Source organism: Bradyrhizobium sp. 613_E4_N2_2 (assembly GCF_052075995.1).
Classification (GTDB): Bacteria; Pseudomonadota; Alphaproteobacteria; order Rhizobiales; family Xanthobacteraceae; genus Bradyrhizobium; species Bradyrhizobium barranii.
Map to the genome: position 1 here is coordinate 5,527,558 of NZ_CP197234.1, position 15,711 is coordinate 5,543,268.

General features: G+C 64.9%; 18 protein-coding genes. 11 read left to right on the forward strand and 7 right to left on the reverse strand.

Annotated features, from left to right (window positions below):
- The first annotated feature begins 13 nt into the window (after nucleotides 1–13).
- From AB7290_RS26785 to AB7290_RS26805, 5 genes are all read left to right on the forward strand, one after another.
- Complete coding sequence (locus tag AB7290_RS26785; RefSeq protein WP_071915146.1) at nucleotides 14–562, forward strand: NAD(P)H-dependent oxidoreductase; 549 nt, start codon at nucleotides 14–16, stop codon at nucleotides 560–562.
- A 42-nt stretch (nucleotides 563–604) separates the two neighbouring features.
- The gene (locus tag AB7290_RS26790) at nucleotides 605–1,405 is read left to right on the forward strand and encodes an alpha/beta fold hydrolase (protein ID WP_085404846.1); all 801 of its coding nucleotides are present in this window, start codon (nucleotides 605–607) and stop codon (nucleotides 1,403–1,405) included.
- Nucleotides 1,406–1,430: 25 nt separating this feature from the next.
- Nucleotides 1,431–1,874 (forward strand): cupin domain-containing protein, encoded by a 444-nt coding sequence (locus AB7290_RS26795; RefSeq protein WP_028159377.1) that lies wholly within the window; start codon nucleotides 1,431–1,433, stop codon nucleotides 1,872–1,874.
- Nucleotides 1,875–1,992: 118 nt separating this feature from the next.
- A complete protein-coding gene (locus AB7290_RS26800) occupies nucleotides 1,993–3,204 on the forward strand; it encodes an MFS transporter (RefSeq protein WP_085404941.1) in 1,212 nt (403 codons plus the stop codon).
- A gap of 146 nt (nucleotides 3,205–3,350) precedes the next feature.
- Nucleotides 3,351–3,725, forward strand: a complete 375-nt coding sequence (locus tag AB7290_RS26805) for a winged helix-turn-helix domain-containing protein (protein WP_085404847.1) — start codon at nucleotides 3,351–3,353, stop codon at nucleotides 3,723–3,725.
- A gap of 28 nt (nucleotides 3,726–3,753) precedes the next feature.
- Here the strand turns inward: AB7290_RS26805 and AB7290_RS26810 are convergent, their stop codons facing one another.
- Both AB7290_RS26810 and AB7290_RS26815 read right to left on the reverse strand, forming a co-directional pair.
- The gene (locus tag AB7290_RS26810; protein WP_085404848.1) at nucleotides 3,754–4,740 is read right to left on the reverse strand and encodes a cysteine synthase A; all 987 of its coding nucleotides are present in this window, start codon (nucleotides 4,738–4,740) and stop codon (nucleotides 3,754–3,756) included.
- A gap of 156 nt (nucleotides 4,741–4,896) precedes the next feature.
- A complete protein-coding gene (locus AB7290_RS26815; protein WP_028159380.1) occupies nucleotides 4,897–5,274 on the reverse strand; it encodes a hypothetical protein in 378 nt (125 codons plus the stop codon).
- A 183-nt stretch (nucleotides 5,275–5,457) separates the two neighbouring features.
- On the opposite strand from AB7290_RS26815, the gene AB7290_RS26820 reads away from it, so the two are divergent.
- The 3 genes from AB7290_RS26820 to AB7290_RS26830 all read left to right on the forward strand — a co-directional run bounded on the left by AB7290_RS26820 (nucleotide 5,458) and on the right by AB7290_RS26830 (nucleotide 8,640).
- A complete protein-coding gene (locus AB7290_RS26820) occupies nucleotides 5,458–6,867 on the forward strand; it encodes an aldehyde dehydrogenase family protein (protein WP_085404849.1) in 1,410 nt (469 codons plus the stop codon).
- A gap of 67 nt (nucleotides 6,868–6,934) precedes the next feature.
- On the forward strand, nucleotides 6,935–7,495 hold the full coding sequence (locus tag AB7290_RS26825) for a DUF2478 domain-containing protein (protein WP_085404850.1): 561 nt from the start codon (nucleotides 6,935–6,937) through the stop codon (nucleotides 7,493–7,495).
- A gap of 176 nt (nucleotides 7,496–7,671) precedes the next feature.
- Nucleotides 7,672–8,640: a helix-turn-helix domain-containing protein gene (locus tag AB7290_RS26830; RefSeq protein WP_167767998.1), complete on the forward strand. Its 969-nt coding sequence runs from the start codon at nucleotides 7,672–7,674 to the stop codon at nucleotides 8,638–8,640.
- Nucleotides 8,641–8,656: 16 nt separating this feature from the next.
- On the opposite strand, the gene AB7290_RS26835 is transcribed toward AB7290_RS26830, so the two are convergent.
- The 5 genes from AB7290_RS26835 to AB7290_RS26855 form a co-directional block, all read right to left on the reverse strand.
- Nucleotides 8,657–9,235, reverse strand: a complete 579-nt coding sequence (locus tag AB7290_RS26835; RefSeq protein WP_085404852.1) for a TIGR00645 family protein — start codon at nucleotides 9,233–9,235, stop codon at nucleotides 8,657–8,659.
- 34 nt (nucleotides 9,236–9,269) lie between these two features.
- Nucleotides 9,270–9,905, reverse strand: coding sequence for a TerC family protein (locus AB7290_RS26840; RefSeq protein WP_085404853.1), 636 nt, complete (start codon nucleotides 9,903–9,905; stop codon nucleotides 9,270–9,272).
- Nucleotides 9,902–10,264 carry a hypothetical protein gene (locus AB7290_RS26845; RefSeq protein ID WP_085404854.1) on the reverse strand — a complete coding sequence of 121 codons (363 nt, stop codon included), beginning with the start codon at nucleotides 10,262–10,264 and terminating at the stop codon, nucleotides 9,902–9,904. Before AB7290_RS26845 ends, AB7290_RS26840 begins: the two co-directional genes overlap by 4 nt.
- A gap of 2 nt (nucleotides 10,265–10,266) precedes the next feature.
- Entirely contained in the window at nucleotides 10,267–10,740 is a 474-nt protein-coding gene (locus AB7290_RS26850; protein WP_085404855.1) for a TerB family tellurite resistance protein, read from the reverse strand.
- A 453-nt stretch (nucleotides 10,741–11,193) separates the two neighbouring features.
- Nucleotides 11,194–11,574 (reverse strand): nuclear transport factor 2 family protein, encoded by a 381-nt coding sequence (locus tag AB7290_RS26855; protein ID WP_085404856.1) that lies wholly within the window; start codon nucleotides 11,572–11,574, stop codon nucleotides 11,194–11,196.
- Between the two features lie 176 nt (nucleotides 11,575–11,750).
- Between AB7290_RS26855 and AB7290_RS26860 the strand changes: the two genes are divergently transcribed.
- The 3 genes from AB7290_RS26860 to pdxR are packed head-to-tail and all read left to right on the forward strand — an operon-like array spanning nucleotide 11,751 to nucleotide 15,681.
- Complete coding sequence (locus AB7290_RS26860) at nucleotides 11,751–13,508, forward strand: MOSC and FAD-binding oxidoreductase domain-containing protein (protein WP_085404857.1); 1,758 nt, start codon at nucleotides 11,751–11,753, stop codon at nucleotides 13,506–13,508.
- Between the two features lie 46 nt (nucleotides 13,509–13,554).
- Complete coding sequence (locus AB7290_RS26865) at nucleotides 13,555–14,151, forward strand: redoxin domain-containing protein (RefSeq protein ID WP_085404858.1); 597 nt, start codon at nucleotides 13,555–13,557, stop codon at nucleotides 14,149–14,151.
- 51 nt (nucleotides 14,152–14,202) lie between these two features.
- Nucleotides 14,203–15,681 (forward strand): MocR-like pyridoxine biosynthesis transcription factor PdxR, encoded by a 1,479-nt coding sequence (pdxR, locus tag AB7290_RS26870; RefSeq protein WP_085404942.1) that lies wholly within the window; start codon nucleotides 14,203–14,205, stop codon nucleotides 15,679–15,681.
- Nucleotides 15,682–15,711 lie beyond the last annotated feature (30 nt).

A 15,711-nucleotide genomic window follows, 5' to 3' on the forward strand; every position in this document is an offset into this window, starting at 1 on the left:
CGAGGGCGTCGAGGTGAGGACATCCCGCATCGTTGGCTTCTGCGGCAATAGTTGGCGCCCGGCGAAGTCGCGCATGCTGGTGGAAGCCGTCGCTGCCGATCTTCAGGCGCAGCATGGACTGAAGACCACCGTCCTCGACCTTGTCGATGCCGGTTGCGGCATCGCCGGCTTCACCCGGACCGCACTCGATGACAATGCGCGCGCCGTCGTCGAGGCCATCGAACAAGCCGATGGCCTCGTGATCGGATGCCCGGTGTTCCAGGGCTCTTATCCCGGATTGTTCAAGCACGTATTCGACTTGATCGAACCCAGCGTGCTGCGCAACCGCCCGGTGCTGCTGACCGCGGTCGGCGGCGGCCTGCGCCACTCGCTGGTGGTCGAGCACCAGCTCCGCCCGCTGTTCGGCTTCTTCGAAGCCTGCACCGTTTCGACGGCGATCTACGCCAGCAGCGGCGAGATCGTACCGGGCGAGCCGCTCGCACCAATGACGGCCGCGCGGCTCGCCAACGCCGTCGAACAATTCGCCTCACTTCTCAGCGGTCGCCAGGAAGCCGCCGCATGACTCACCAACGCCCGGCTCTGCCGCCTTCAACCGGAGACGACCATGCTTGATACCGTCAAACCCTCGCCCGATCTCACCGGCTTCTCCCGCGCGGAACATACGATCAACGGCGTGCGGACCGTCGTTCACAGCATCGGAAGCGGCCCCGTGCTGGTGTTCCTGCACGGCACCGGCACCTTCACCGGCTTCGAGATGGCGCGCGATTGGGCGAAGCGGCACACGGTCATCATCCCCTATCATGCGGGCTTTGGCGACTCCGGCGACTCCGAGACGATCGACACGGTCGAGGATCACGTCCTTCACTACATGGATCTGTTCGACAAGCTTGGCCTTGAGCAGTTCGACCTCGCCGGGTTCTCGCTCGGCGGATGGCTTGCCGCGGAGTTCGCGATCCGTCAGCGGCATCGGGTCCGCAAGCTGGTGCTGGTTGCGCCCGCCGGTCTTGTCGTCGGAAGCGCGCCTGCGCCCGGATTGTTCGAGATCGCACCGCAAGAACTGCCAGCCTATCTCGCGCACGATCCGGCCGCGGCACTCCGTTACTTTCCCAAGGCGCCCGATCCGGCCTTCGACGCCCGCCTTGGACGCGAGGTCACGGGCTTTGCCAAGCTAATCCGCAGCGAACCGCAGGGCAATCCCAAGCTCGCGCACTGGCTGCATCGGATCACGATGCCGACGCTAGTGCTCTGGGGGGCCGCAGATCGTTTGCGCCCAACCGCCCAGGCAGATGCCTGGAAAGCAGGGCTCCCCGACGCACGCGTGACGCTGGTGCCGGCGACCGGTCATCTCGTGTTCGAGGAAACGCCGTCTTCCGCACACTACGTCACCGATTTTCTCGCCGATTGATCCGCACACAACAGAGGACACCACCATGATCGAGATGCCTCCGGGCGTGACCCCTGCCAAAGAAGGCTTTGGCAACGTCATCTGGAACATTCTGGGCCAGACCTACACGCTGAAGCAGCATTCCGAGGCGTCGATGGCCTGGCATGCCGTGTTTCCGGATGGCACCTTCGTGCCGCCGCACGTGCATCCGACTCAGGATGAATTCGTCTATGTGCTGAGCGGCCGCTACGACCTCTGGCTCGACGGCAAGGACTTTGTCGCCAAGGCCGGCGACCTCGTCCGCATGCCCAAGGGCATCCCCCACGGCATTTTCAACAAGTCGGGTGAAACCGCCACCAGCCTGTTCTGGGTCGCACCGACGCGGTCGCTGAAAGAGCTGTTCGAGCGCATCCACAATCTCCCCGATCCGCAGGAGGTCGTGCGACGTGCCGCCGAACACGAGGTCAACTTCCTGCCGCCGCCCGCCTGAGGCCACGCCGATTCCGTCGACACGTAAACCGCGAGAACCGATGATGACCATGCTGACAACAACTTGGACGTCCATCTCCGAGAACGACCGCCGTCGGATAGCCCGGTGGCAAAAAGGCATGCTGGCCCTCGCCATCCTCTGCGAGATCTTTCTCGCCGCCGACTGGTATGCCTTCGCGGCCGTACTGCCCTTCGTCTCCGAGAGCCTCAAGCTCAATCCCGCCGAGGCCGGGCTTGCGCAAGGCATCTTTGCGCTGACCTACGGTATCGGCATGGTGGTGTGGTCTCCGGTCAGCCGGTCGATGACGGCGCGCAACATGCTGCTGATCGGGCTTGCGGGCACTGGTATCGGCATGGTGCTCCAGGTGTTCGTACAAAGCTACACACAGCTCTTGATGCTCCGGCTCGTGATCGGCTTCTTCGACGCCGGCATCTTCATCGGCAACATGAAGCTGATCTTCGGCTGGTTTCCGCAAAGTCGGCGTGGCTCGGTGGTAGGCATCATCCTCGCCGCCTACAGCCTCGCCATCACCATGGATTTCGCGCTCGGCATTCCCCTGACGATTGCGACCGGTTGGCGGACCTTCTTCGCCGTGCTGGCAATCGGCACGCTGCTCGTTGCAGCCGTCGACGCACTCGTCGTCCGCAACAATCCGCGCGAGCTCGGCATCGACGGTTTCACCTGGGGCAACGAAACACCGCAGGAGCACCTGCCGCTCGGTGAGATCTTCCGCTCGAAATGGATCGCGGTCGGCGGCTTCGGCATCGTGGCCTGCACCTTCGCGATCGCCGGCACCGCCACCTGGGTGGTGCCGGCCTTCATCACAGTACAGCACATGCCGCCGGAAGCCGGCGCTGTCATTGGCACCGTCATGGGGTTGTCGCAGGTGCTATTCCTGGTGATTGGCGGCTACATGTCCGATCGACTCGGCAAGCCCTTCATGATCAAACTCACCGCATGTCTCGCTTTCCTGACCGCGCTGATGTTCCTGTGGAGCGTGGTCACACCGATGTCGTTCTCGATGCTGGTGCTGTTTGCAGCACTCAGCGGTATCGCGCTTCTCGGCGGCGGCGCTATCTTCGCCCTGCTCAGCGAAAAATACTCCGACGCGCTCGCACCGGCCGCGATTGGATACGCCGAGGTATTTGGCATCTTCTCGGCCTTCGTGGCGCCCTGGATGATGGGCGCGATCATCAACGCCTCGGCCGGCTCGTTCACCGGCGCCTTCATTGCTTTCGCGGTGGTCGAGCTCATCATCGTCGGCCTTTTGATGATCCTCGCCCGCGAGGACGTCAGTCAGGGCGCGGTGGTCGGAAGCCCCGCGGAATAAGATGCAGCGATCAAGGGCACGGGGCTGAAGCCCGTGCCCTTGGGACCTCGACAAAGGTCCATCTTTTGGGAAATCAGGCGCCCTCACCTTGTCCGCGGCGGGCAAGAGTGGCAATCTCGCATGCAAGTGCCCCAAGAGACCCCGTCATGCCGCGCGCGAGCGCCAAATCGCTTCCCCAGCTCAGTCTGCGCATCGACCTCGATGGCGAGGATCGGATCGGGCCCGGCAAGATCGAGCTTTTGGAGCAGATCCGCGAGCAAGGCTCGATCTCGGCGGCCGGCCGCGCCATGGACATGTCCTACAAGCGTGCCTGGGATCTCGTGGACGAGATCAACCGCATTTGCGGACATCCCGCGGTCGAGCCGCAGGCCGGCGGCAAGAACGGCGGCGGCGCGATGCTCACTCCCTTCGGCGAAAAGCTTGTCGCGCGCTACCGCAAGATCGAACGCGACGCCGCCCGCGCCGTGCACAAGGAGCTGGAAGCGCTCAAGAGCGACATCGGCCGTTCGCGGAAATCGTGAACGGACGGGCGCGCATCCTGGCGGCTCGCTATCGCATCCAGCGTGGCAGGGGCAGATTTTTCTTGCGCAGGAATTCCGGGTTGAACAGCTTGGATTGATAGCGCTGTCCGCCATCCGCGAGGATGGTCACGATGGTTTTGCCTGGACCGAGGTCGCGCGCAAGTCGCATGGCTCCAACGATATTGATCGCGCTTGAGCCCCCCAGCACCAGTCCTTCATGCTCGATCAGGTCGAACAGAACGGGCAGCGCTTCCTCGTCCGTAATCTGATATGCCGCATCGATGGGCGTGCCTTCCAGGTTCCTGGTGACACGGACTTGCCCGATCCCTTCGGTGATGGAGTCTCCTTCCGTCGTGAGCTCGCCTTTGGTGAACCAATTATAGAGCGCGGCCCCCATGGGATCGCTGAGCGCGATCTTGATGCCGGGATTTCGCTCCTTGAGGGCCCGCGCGATCCCACCCAAGGTACCGCCGCTCCCGACGGCACATGTGAAGCCGTCGATTCTTCCAGCCGTCTGCTGCCAAATCTCAGGACCGGTCGTGCGATAGTGGCCCTCCCGATTGGCGACGTTATCGAACTGATTGGCCCAGAAAGCACCGAGCTCCTCGGCGAGCTGACCGGAATAGCGCGCGTAATGACCCGGATTGGAATAGGGTACGGCCGGCACCAGGCGCAGGTCGGCACCGCACAGCCGCAACATGTCCTTCTTCTCCTGACTTTGCGTGTCAGGCATCACGATCACGCTTCGATAGCCGCGTGCATTCGCCACGAGCGCTATGCCGATTCCGACATTGCCGGCCGTTCCTTCGACGATGACGCCTCCCGGCCCAAGCTTGCCGCATCGTTCGGCATCGTCGATCATGGCCAGCGCCGCGCGATCCTTGATCGAGCCGCCGGGATTGAGAAATTCGGCCTTGCCATAGATCTCGCAACCCGTGGCCTCCGACGGCATTCGCAGCCTGATCAATGGCGTGTTGCCGATAGCGTCCAGGAAACCCGTTCGAACATCGCTCATCGCTTGCCACCTCTACCCGCCCGCAACTTTAGGCTGGCGAACAGGCAAAGCGATTCTCTAGTTCAGGCGACGCGTGCAACATTTCCGGCGCTCGACCGGCCCAAGCGGCAATTTCATTCTTAGGCGGTGTTTTGTTTGCGCCTTTGGCCCAAGCCGCTAGTTCGGCCGCACCGACATTTCCGGCATCGGCTGGGTCAGCGCTTCGCCGAGCAGGCTCTGCTCGGCTTTCGGGATCGAGAAGCGCACCTTGAAGCCGTCCTCGGTTTGAAGCGTAATGATGCGCTGGGTCGTATCGGTCGCCTGCTCGATCGCCCAGGACGCCAGCGGATAGGCGTAGCGCAGGCTCTGGTCGCCGTAGCGGGCCTTCAGCGCCGCCTCGAGCAGCCCGGGCAGCGTCATGATGAGGGCGCCGACCTGGTTGAGCGAGACACTGACCGCGGCGGGGTTGCCCGCCAGATCCTCGAAGCCCAGCGAGATCGCGCCGCCGTCGGACGCCACCTCGCAGGTCGTGAGCTGCCTCACCTTGATTTCCATCGTCAGTCCCGGAACACGGTTCGCTATATTCATCACGATATATCGATATGTCCACCCGCGTCCAGCCCTGCTTTTCTGGAATTGATCGAACCGGCCGCCATGGTCGGCCCGGCGAAGTCGTGATATATAGTTCGATATAACGAGGCCCCGAACGGCCCGTTTCTGCAAGGGAGCGCAAAGCCAATGAGTGACTACAATCTTCTCATCGACGGCAAGATGGTGCCCGGCGACCAGACCATGCCGGTTCTCAATCCCGCGACCGAAGAGGTGCTGGCGCAGTGTCCGCGTGCCTCGAAGGCGCAGCTTGATGCCGCCGTCGCCGCGGCGAAGGCCGCCTTCCCGGCCTGGGCCGCGACCCCGATGGCGGAACGCCGCAAGCTCGTGAACGAGATGGCCGACGTGATCGAGGCCAATTCGGGCGAGCTCGCCCACATCCTCACCAGCGAGCAAGGCAAGCCGCTTGGCGACGCCACCGGCGAGGTCCTCGGCATGGCCGCGTTCTTCCGCTACCTCAGCTCGCTCGAATTGCCGATGAAGGTGATCGAGGATTCCGGTGACCGCAAGGTGGAAGCCTATCGCCGCCCGCTCGGCGTCGTCGGCGCCATCATTCCCTGGAACTATCCGCTGCTCATCCTCAGCTTCAAGCTGCCGTCGGCGCTGCTCGCCGGCAACACGCTGGTGGTGAAGCCGGCGCCGACCACGCCGCTGGCGACCCTGCGCTTCGCCGAGTTGATCAAGGACGTCCTGCCGAAGGGCGTTCTCAACTTCATCACCGACGCCAACGACCTCGGCGGCGAGATGACCAAGCATCCTGATATCCGCAAGATCTCGTTCACCGGCTCTTCCGCCACGGGGCAGAAGGTGATGGCGAGCGCGGCGCAGACGCTCAAGCGCATCACGCTCGAGCTCGGCGGCAACGACGCCGGCATCGTGCTCGACGATGTCGACCCGAAGAAGGTCGCTCCCGGCATCTTCGAGGGCGCGTTCCAGAACTCCGGCCAGGTCTGCCTCGCCATCAAGCGGCTCTACGTCCACGAGTCCGTCTATGACGAGCTCTGCAACGAACTGGTCGCGATCGCCAAGAGCACGGTGGTCGACGACGGCGCCAAGCAGGGCACCAAGCTCGGGCCGCTGCAGAACAAGATGCAGTACGAGAAGGTGAAGACGTTCCTCGAGGACGCCCGCAAGAACGGCAAGGTGGTCGCCGGTGGTTCGGCGATGGACCGCCCCGGCTATTTCATCGAGCCGACCATCGTGCGCGACATCCAGGAAGGCTCCAAGCTGGTCGACGAGGAGCAGTTCGGCCCGGTGCTGCCGCTGATCAAGTATTCCGACAAGAACGACGCGATCCGCCGCGCCAACGCCACCACCTACGGCCTCGGCGCGTCGGTCTGGTCGTCCGACATCAAGCGCGCGCACGAGGTCGCAACGCAGCTCGAGTCCGGCACGGTCTGGATCAACAAGCACCTCGACATGGCCCCGCACATCCCGTTCGGCGGCGCCAAGCAGTCGGGCATCGGCACTGAATTCGCCGAGGAAGGTCTCGCCGAGTTCACACAGCTGCAGATCATCAACGGCCCGCCGGCGGCCTGATCGGAAAACCGGGGCCGCGGCGGAAACGTCGCGGCCCCAATTCTTTGCCGTCAAACGGAGGCCGACCATGTTCGACGCGCAATGCGACCTCGCCGCCCTCGTCTACGAGGCGCATCAGGACCCCGACACGGTCCTGCGCAGCTTCGCGGCGGATCTGAATGCGCGTGGCTGTCGCGTCGTCGGCATGGTTCAGGCCGGCCAATGCGCGGATTCGAGCCTGTCGGCCGTGCTGCTTCACAGCGGCGAGACGCTTCTGCTCGCGCAGGATTTCGATCCGGCCGCCCGCGGCTGCCGTCTCGATCTCGCGCGGCTGCAAAATGCGGGGATGCGGATCGCGGACGCGCTCTCGCATGGCGCCGATCTCGTCATCATCAACCGCTTCGGCAAGCGCGAGCGCGACGGCAAGGGCCTGTCCCATCTGATCGGACGCGCGCTCGACGCCGACATTCCCGTGGTGATCGCGGTTGGCAGAGACCATTTCGCCGACTGGATCAAGTTCGCCGGCGGCATGAGCGTCAGGCTCGGCTGCGAGCGCGACGCGTTGGAGGCGTGGTGGCGGAGCATCTCTACAAGCAACGCGAAGCTTGACGTCGGATCACATCCTACGGTGTGCGAAATTCTGAAGTGAACGATCTGAGCCTGCCGGACTCGCGTACTTGTCCGTGAAGTCCTCACAGCAGCGCGCCGACTTCCCCTGTCGCCGCCGCGCAGGCAGTAGTTTCCCGGAATATGGCCGACGGTCGGGCCTCTGATACGCTTGTGCGGATTAAACCCGCTCACCCCGACATGCCCTGGGATCCCGAAATGCCGGTACGTCGGCTAAAGCCATCGCGCGTCCTCGGCGTCGAGCGCTTCTCGGACTTCGACGAATTTCGCGCCAACGAGGTGCTCGGTCTCGGCACCAGCACGCCGCTCCGTCCGCGGGAATTCTCGCTGTCTCGCGCCATCCTGCCGCTCCGCGACGGGCTCTTCGTGCTCCAGCGCTCCTTTGCACGGCGGTTTGAGGCCGAGATCGGCACGGACAACGGCGTCGGCCTCGTTGTTCCCCTCACCTTTCACTCCATCGCCAATGGCCGCGAGGTCGATAGTTCGATGATCGCCGTCATGCGCGGCAAAGCCCCCGTCAAGGCGATCGAGCATCACCCCAACACTTACCTGATGCTGCGCTTCAACTCGGACATGCGCCATCGCGGCTGGGCGGATTTCGACACCGGCCTCGCCTATGTCCGCACGCAGGACGATCCGATGACGCGCCTGCGCGCGGCTATCGTGGAGATGTTCTCGCTGGCGTCGGCATGCAACGATCCCCGGCAATTCGAGGCGCTCTACCGCCCGATCCAGGAAACGCTGCTCGCCGGCCTCGACGCCACCCTGCTGCCGGCAGGCGCACGCAGCGCCCGCCCCGGTTCATTCGACAAGCACCGCAAGCTGATCGCGCATCTCGACGACGTCGTTGCGCTGTTCGGCAGCAAGCCGCTCTACAGCGACGACCTCGCCGCCGCGCTCGGCGTGTCCGTGCGCACGCTCCAGGTCGCCACCCACGCGGTGCACGGCGTGAGCCTGCACCACTATCTGCGCCTCAAACGGTTGTGGGCCGTTCGCGTCCAGCTCATGACCGGGGGCGATGGCTTGACCGTCAAGGCCGCAGCGCTCGGTAACGGCTTCTGGCATCTGGGCGACTTCTCAAGGAGCTACAGACTGGCCTTCGGCGAAGCGCCGTCCGAGACGCTGGCACGCGGACGGCGTCCGTTGCATCTGGCCATCGGCGCCTGAGAGCGCGGATCGCCCCTCAGGCGTGACCCTTGCGGTGCCCGCTCTCGCTGATGCGGTCGACCCAGGCGATACCGATTGCGGAAATGATGAAGGTCAGGTGGATCAGCACCTGCCACATCACGCCGGACTCGGTGAAATTGCTGCGCGTGGTGCCGAGATTGCCGGCCTCGATGAAGGTCCTGAGCAGCGAGATCGAGGAAATGCCGATGATCGCCATCGCGAGCTTGATCTTCAGCACGCTGGCGTTGACGTGGCTCAGCCATTCCGGCTCGTCAGGATGGCCGTTCAGGTTCAGCCGCGAGACGAAGGTCTCGTAGCCGCCGACGATCACCATGACCAGCAGGTTCGAGATCATGACGACGTCGATCAGTCCGAGCACGACCAGCATGATCTGCTGCTCGCTGGCGTCGAACGAGTGCGCAACCAGGTGCCAGAGCTCTTTCAGGAACAGCAGCACATAGACGCCCTGCGCGACGATGAGGCCGACATAGAGCGGCACTTGCAGCCAGCGCGAGCCAAAGATGAGCTGGGCGAATGGGCCGATTTTCGGTCGCGGCCCGGCGTGCGCCGAAGGTGCTTTGGGTTCAGGCGTCATGGATCACTCCGGATTGCAGGCAGGAATTGTCGCCTCAGAGACTCGCGATGACGGGCGCGAGCTCGAGCGAACCGCGATAGATCATCTCGAAGGCGACGTAAACGATGATGGCGAGACCGACATAGGCGATCCAGCGCTGCTTCTGCAACACCCGGCCGAGCAGATCGGCGGCGACGCCCATCATCGCGACCGACAGCAACAGTCCGAACGCGAGGATGTAGGGATGCTCGCGCGCGGCGCCTGCGACCGCGAGCACATTGTCCAGCGACATCGAGACGTCGGCGGCGACGATCTGCAACGCCGCCTGCCCGAAGGTCTTGCGCGACGCCGGTGCGCTGCCCGCGCTGCCGCCATGGCTCAACGCGAGCTCGGTGTGCGCGGACTGCTCGCGCAGCTCGCGCCACATCTTCCAGCACACCCATAGCAACAGCACGCCGCCGGCGAGCAGCAGGCCGATCACCTGCAGGAGCTGGGTCGCGACGCCGGCGAAGACGATACGCAAGGCTGTGGCGGCGACGATGCCGACGACAATGGCGCGGCGGCGCTGCTCGGCCGGCAGGCCGGCGGCGGCAAGGCCGATGACGACGGCGTTGTCGCCGGCGAGCACGAGGTCGATCAGGATGACCTGGAGCAGCGCGGTCAGCGCGTCGGCGGTGATGAATTCAATCATGATTGATCATTTTTCAATGCGGACGGATCGAGCCATTGCGGCTTCTTCCGCTCGACCCAATCCAGGACCCTGGAGCGCGAGGCGCGCAACGCCGGGACGTCTTCGGCGAGCAGTGCGAGGCCGAGCGGCAGCATCCAGACTCCGAGCACCGGCAGGAAGGAGAGCACGCCGCCAACGATGAGCAGCGCGCCCGAAGGGATCCTCACCCAGCGGCTGGACGGTTTCAGCAGATAGGCGACGGTGTCGCCCATACGCGGCGGCAGGCGGCGGACGAGCTTGTCGAGACGCGGGTCGCCACCGGCCATCTGGCCGGTGGTGCCCCCATTTCCTGTCGTACGCTCGTCCGATGCTGCACTCATGCTCACTCCTGCGTGGCGGCGCGCCGTTCAACGCCTGCGCTGCCCGGCGCCACCGGCTTTGCGCGCGGCAGCACCAGCGTCAGCAGGCGCAACAGCTTGATCGCCTGCACCTCATGGGGATGCACGTCCTCGTCCGCAGTCGCGACGCGCTCCGACAGTTCCAACAAATGGGCCGACAGCGGCAGGTCCGAGACCGGACGCAACGTATCGATCACCACATTGGCAAAGTCGGGCTCCTCGAGCCGTTCCGCCAGTTCGTCAAAAATCGCAAACAGCCGGTCGTCACTCATGTGCGGCGCCAGTCCGCGATCCCTGATGAAGCGGATCACCTCGTCGCGCTCGACCGGCGAAACGCGCCGGTCGGCGACGGCGACGAGCGCGCCGGCAATGATCAACGCGACCGCAGCCTGCTCGTTCAGCCTGGACGGTTCCGTGATCTCGATTTCGGTCGGATTTGAAGTGGCGGCGTCGGACATCGTAGCTCCCTTACGTTGCGAAATGACCGCGCGGAGCTGCGATGGGGACGATTGGGTCGGAGAGAACTCGATAAGGCCCGACGATCGGCCGATCCATCGCATTCGCGCGGGACAGGTCATCCGACATCGCAAGGTTTTGCCGACATTGTCGGCGTCCTCGCCAGAGGGGCCCGGATTCTTGTTCGCTCCAGACATAAAGATGGGTGGGCCGGAATCAAGGCAACAAGACTGCGACCAGCCGCCGCATCGGGTTCCGTGTCAGTGGATCTGGTTAACCAATAGTGCGCGTCTCTTTGTGTCCCGGACGCGCTGCAACGCCCTTCGCGTTGCTGCGCAGAGCCGGGACCCAGAAGGCCACGCATTCCGCCGCAATATGGGCCCCGGCCCAGCAGCGCACCGCCGAAGAGGCGCTGCGCTGCGTCCGGGGCACGAGACCGCCGTTTGACGCGCGTCTCACCTCACGACCTCGACAAGATGCGCGCGCGACGGCGCGGGATCGAACTTCTCGCCGAAATATTGCGTCTCGTGCGCCACCAGTCCTTCGCGAAATTCCATGATGCTGACGACATAGGACGGCACCCCGTCATAGGTCAGCACGAACTCGCTCACCCAGAGATCGCCGCCGCCGACGATCCGGCGGACCGTGAAGCGCTTCTTGTTGGGCTGCACGAACCGGCTTTCCTGAATCGTTCTCCGGCCGCGGATGCGCTCGCCGGACTGCGGATAGTCGAGCACGGCGTCCTCGCGGTAGATGTCATGCTCGGCCTCGAAATCATTCGCGTCCGACGCAGCCCAATGGCGCTGAAGGGCCGCCAGTATCGCCTGATCATCCATCGCGCTCTCCCGTCTTGCGGTGTCTGCTCCCCAGATCGGGGCGCAGACAGCCGGCGACAAGACCGGCTAGCAACGTCTAACAACGACTAACGGGCCAAAATTCCGACATGGATGCAGATTGGCATTGCAGCGACCTGGAATCCGCCAGAGCCGCGCCCGTCACACCGGGGAACCCCATGGCCCGTCTGCTCTCCGTCAACGTCGGCCTGCCGCGCGACATCGCGTGGCAAGGCAAGACCGTTCATACCGGCGTCTGGAAGACGCCCGTCAGTGGTCCGCGCAGGGTGCGCCGGCTCAACATCGACGGCGATGGCCAGGGCGATACCGCCGGCCATGGCGGCGAGCAGCGCGCCGTCTACGTCTACCAGCAGGACTCCTATCAATACTGGCAGGAGCACCTCGGTCGAGCGAACCTCGTCCACGGTCAATTCGGCGAGAATTTTACCGTCGAGGGCCTCGCCGACAGGGACGTCTGCATCGGAGACCGTTACAAAATCGGCTCCGCCCTGTTCGAGGTGACGCAGCCGCGCGTCACCTGCTACCGGCTCGGCATTCGCATGGAGGAGCCGGACATGGCCGCGCTGCTCGTCAGCCACGGCCGGCCCGGCTTCTATTTTCGGGTGATCGAGGAAGGCGACGTTGAGGCCGGCGACGAGATCGTCCGGGTCGCTGACGGCCCCGAACGCATGAGCGTGTCCGAGATCAATGCGCTGCTCTATCTGCCCCCTCACCCGCGTGACCGCCTGGAGCGCGCGCTGAAAATTCCGGCGCTGAGCGGTGGCTGGCGTCATTCCTTCGAGGCGCTGCTCGAGCAGCAGCGCAAGGATGCGACAGCGGGAAACGCCGGGCTCGGCCCGGCATCGAGCCCGCCTCCGGCCTGGCGCGGCTTCCGACCGTTTCGCGTCGCGCGCAAGATCGCCGAAAGCGGCAACGTGACGTCACTGATCCTCGAACCCACAGACGGACATCCCGTCGCCGCCGCCCTGCCCGGGCAATTCGTCGTCGTGCGGCTCGGCACCTCCACGGCACCGGCGATGACGCGCAGCTATTCGCTGTCGAGCCGTTCCGATGCCGCGTCCTGGCGCATCAGCATCAAGCGCGAAGCCCACGGCGCGGCAAGCCAATATGTCGCCGACGAGGTCAAAATTGGCGACGCCGTGCAGATCGGCGCGCCACGCGGAAGTTTCACGCTGCGGCAAGATGCGCGGCCCGTCGTCTTGCTGAGCGCCGGCATCGGCGTAACGCCGGTGCTTGCGATGCTGCACGCCCTCGCCGCGGAAGCATCGACGCGAGAGGTCTGGTGGCTGCACGGCGCCCGCAACGGTCGCGAACATGCGTTCGCCGCCGAGGTGCGCGGGCTGTTGGCTGAGCTGGCCCACCACCACGGCCATGTCTGCTACAGCGCGCCCGATCCGGGCGATCGTCTCGATGTGGATTTCGACTCGATCGGACGTCTGGACCTCCGGGTGCTTCAAACCCTCGGCGTCCCCTCAGACGGCGATTTCTATCTGTGCGGGCCGGCACCGTTCATGACCGATCTCTCGCGCGGGCTTGCCGGACTCGGCATCGCAGCGGATCGCGTTCACACCGAGATGTTCGGCGCGGGACCATCCCTGACACCCGGCATAGCGTCCTCCCCGCAGAAGGGGGCGCACTTGCCGGCCGGCGCAACCGGCCCGGGCCCGATGGTCTCGTTCGCCCGCAGCGGCCTCAATGTCTGCTGGGGACCATCATATGCCAGCCTGCTCGAACTGGCCGAAGCCTGCGACGTTCCCGTGCGCTGGTCGTGCCGCACCGGGGTCTGCCACAACTGCGAGAGCGGGCTCGTGGCCGGATCTGTCAGCTATGCGCCGGATCCGCTCGACGCACCAGCGGACGGCAATGTCCTGATCTGCTGTTCACGGCCCCAGGGCGACGTCGTCATCGATCTGTGAGTGTCGGCACCCACGCCAGACATGCGGGAAGATATGGGAGAGTTCAATGCGACCTGACATGATGCCGGGAGTAACCTTCCCGGATTACGAGCTCAGCGACCACACCGGCAAGCACCGAAAGCTCTCCGAGCTCCAGGGTGGCGATCCGATGGTGCTCGTTCTCGGCCGCGGCGGCTTCTGTCCGAAGGATCGCCGCCAGGCCGAAGGTCTGCTGCAACTCCATCGCGAGATGGAGGTCGGCTATTGCCGGCTGGTCACGATCACCACCGACAACATCACCCAGACCAACGAATATCGCAGCGGCGTCGGGGCGCACTGGCCTTTCCTGTCGGATTCGCGGCGGATCGTTCAGAAGGATCTCGACATCGCCGAATACACCGATCCCGTCCACAATCCGATGATCCCGCATGTCATCGTGCTGGAGCCGGGCCTGCGCGTTCACAAGATCTATAACGGCTATTGGTTCTTCGGACGCCCGACCGTCGAAGAGCTGCGCCAGGATCTCCGAGCCGTCAGCATGAATTGCCGTCCGGACTGGGACATCACCGCGCCCGGGCTGAAGGCCCTCTGGGATCAGGGCCACAAAGAGCATTTTTATCCCTACGGCAAGGCTTACGTCGAAACTCTCGGCGAACGGGACTAGAACCACATTCCGGCATCGTCCGTTCAGACGAATGCCGAGCCAGGAATGTGGATGATCCAGATGAAGACGACTCCCGGCGATCGTGCCGGCCGCATGGGTGCGCGCCAGATCTACGAAGCCCTGAGGGATCAAATTCTGACGCGGGTCTACGGCATCGACGGCCTGCTGCCGTCGTCGCGGGCGCTTGCCGGCGAGATGGGCGTGGCGCGCTCGACCGTGACCGTCGCCTATGAACAGCTCGCCGCCGAAGGTTTTATCGAGACACGCCGTGGCGCGCGGCCGCGCGTTGCCCGCGCCGTCGTCGAACGCGGACGCGCGCGCGCCGCATCGCGGCCCGCGGCGCGCAAGCCGCTTCTGTCGGCCTTCGGCGAGCGGCTGCGATCGGACCCGCCGCGCTGGATCGAGCCGCCGCGCGGGCTCATCGCCAACTTCCGCTATGGCGAGCTCTCGCCGTCGGATTTCCCGGTGCTGGCATGGAAGAAGGCCGTGTCGGCCGCGATGGCGCGCAAGCCCGAGCGGCTGGCCTATGACGACCCCTGCGGTGCGCTGCGGCTGCGGACCGCGCTTCAGGGCTATCTGTGGCGATCGCGCAGCGTCCGCTGCGAGATCGATCAGATCGTTGTCGTGAACGGCTCGCAGCAGGGGCTCGACATCTGCGCGCGCCTCCTGCTCGACGCCGGCGACCGCTTCGTGATGGAGGATCCCGGCTACCAGATGGCGCGGCACACGCTCGCGGCGACGGGCGCCGAGACGGTGCCGATCCCCGTTGACGCGGACGGACTGGAGACAGCGCGGCTCGACGGCATCGAGGCCCGGCTCGCCTATGTGACTCCGTCGCATCAATATCCGCTCGGCGGCGTCATGCCGATCGGACGCCGGCACCAATTGCTCGCCTGGGCACGCAAGCACGACGCCTACGTGATCGAGGACGATTACGACAGCGAGTATCGCTACGACACCAAGCCGATCCCGCCGCTGCATGCGCTGGAGGGCAGCGACAACGTGATCTATCTCGGCACCGTCTCCAAGACGCTCTCCCCGACCTTGCGGATCGGCTACCTGGTCGTGCCCGCCGGGCTGCGATCCCCGTTCGCGGCCGCCAAGCAGATCATGGACCGGCACACGCCGCTGATCGAACAGCACGCTCTCGCTTCGATGCTCGAAAGCGGCGCCTATGACAGCCACGTCAGGCGCGTGCGCCGGCGCAACGCCGAGCGCCAGCAGGCACTGATCGGCGCGTTGCGCCGCCGGTTCGGAGATCGTGTCCGGATCGAGGGCACGGCGGCGGGCCTGCACGTCGTGGCGTGGCTCGACGATCTGCCGCAGAAGCGCGAGGATGCATTGATCCAGGCGGCTCGCGCGAAGGGCGTCGGCATCTATCCCGTCTCTGCGTTGTTGGTCGGCCCAAGCCGGACGCCAGGCCGGACGCGGAAGACCGTCGGTCTCGTCATGGGCTATTCGGCGCTGGAGATCGCGCAGATCGAGAGAGGCTGCAAGCTCCTCGCCCAGGCCGCCGCCGAACTGGACTGATCAAATTATAGAAAACTGGCCGTTTTGCAT

Excerpts from the sequence above, each read along its gene's own strand:
- AB7290_RS26790 (WP_085404846.1), top strand. The coding sequence starts at position 605 with ATGCTTGATACCGTCAAACCCTCGCCCGATCTCACCGGCTTCTCCCGC.
- AB7290_RS26795 (WP_028159377.1), top strand. The coding sequence starts at position 1,431 with ATGATCGAGATGCCTCCGGGCGTGACCCCTGCCAAAGAAGGCTTTGGC.
- AB7290_RS26800 (WP_085404941.1), top strand. The coding sequence starts at position 1,993 with ATGCTGGCCCTCGCCATCCTCTGCGAGATCTTTCTCGCCGCCGACTGG.
- AB7290_RS26805 (WP_085404847.1), top strand. The coding sequence starts at position 3,351 with ATGCCGCGCGCGAGCGCCAAATCGCTTCCCCAGCTCAGTCTGCGCATC.
- AB7290_RS26810 (WP_085404848.1), bottom strand. The coding sequence starts at position 4,740 with ATGAGCGATGTTCGAACGGGTTTCCTGGACGCTATCGGCAACACGCCA.
- AB7290_RS26815 (WP_028159380.1), bottom strand. The coding sequence starts at position 5,274 with ATGGAAATCAAGGTGAGGCAGCTCACGACCTGCGAGGTGGCGTCCGAC.
- AB7290_RS26820 (WP_085404849.1), top strand. The coding sequence starts at position 5,458 with ATGAGTGACTACAATCTTCTCATCGACGGCAAGATGGTGCCCGGCGAC.
- AB7290_RS26825 (WP_085404850.1), top strand. The coding sequence starts at position 6,935 with ATGTTCGACGCGCAATGCGACCTCGCCGCCCTCGTCTACGAGGCGCAT.
- AB7290_RS26830 (WP_167767998.1), top strand. The coding sequence starts at position 7,672 with ATGCCGGTACGTCGGCTAAAGCCATCGCGCGTCCTCGGCGTCGAGCGC.
- AB7290_RS26835 (WP_085404852.1), bottom strand. The coding sequence starts at position 9,235 with ATGACGCCTGAACCCAAAGCACCTTCGGCGCACGCCGGGCCGCGACCG.
- AB7290_RS26840 (WP_085404853.1), bottom strand. The coding sequence starts at position 9,905 with ATGATTGAATTCATCACCGCCGACGCGCTGACCGCGCTGCTCCAGGTC.
- AB7290_RS26845 (WP_085404854.1), bottom strand. The coding sequence starts at position 10,264 with ATGAGTGCAGCATCGGACGAGCGTACGACAGGAAATGGGGGCACCACC.
- AB7290_RS26850 (WP_085404855.1), bottom strand. The coding sequence starts at position 10,740 with ATGTCCGACGCCGCCACTTCAAATCCGACCGAAATCGAGATCACGGAA.
- AB7290_RS26855 (WP_085404856.1), bottom strand. The coding sequence starts at position 11,574 with ATGGATGATCAGGCGATACTGGCGGCCCTTCAGCGCCATTGGGCTGCG.
- AB7290_RS26860 (WP_085404857.1), top strand. The coding sequence starts at position 11,751 with ATGGCCCGTCTGCTCTCCGTCAACGTCGGCCTGCCGCGCGACATCGCG.
- AB7290_RS26865 (WP_085404858.1), top strand. The coding sequence starts at position 13,555 with ATGCGACCTGACATGATGCCGGGAGTAACCTTCCCGGATTACGAGCTC.
- pdxR (WP_085404942.1), top strand. The coding sequence starts at position 14,203 with ATGATCCAGATGAAGACGACTCCCGGCGATCGTGCCGGCCGCATGGGT.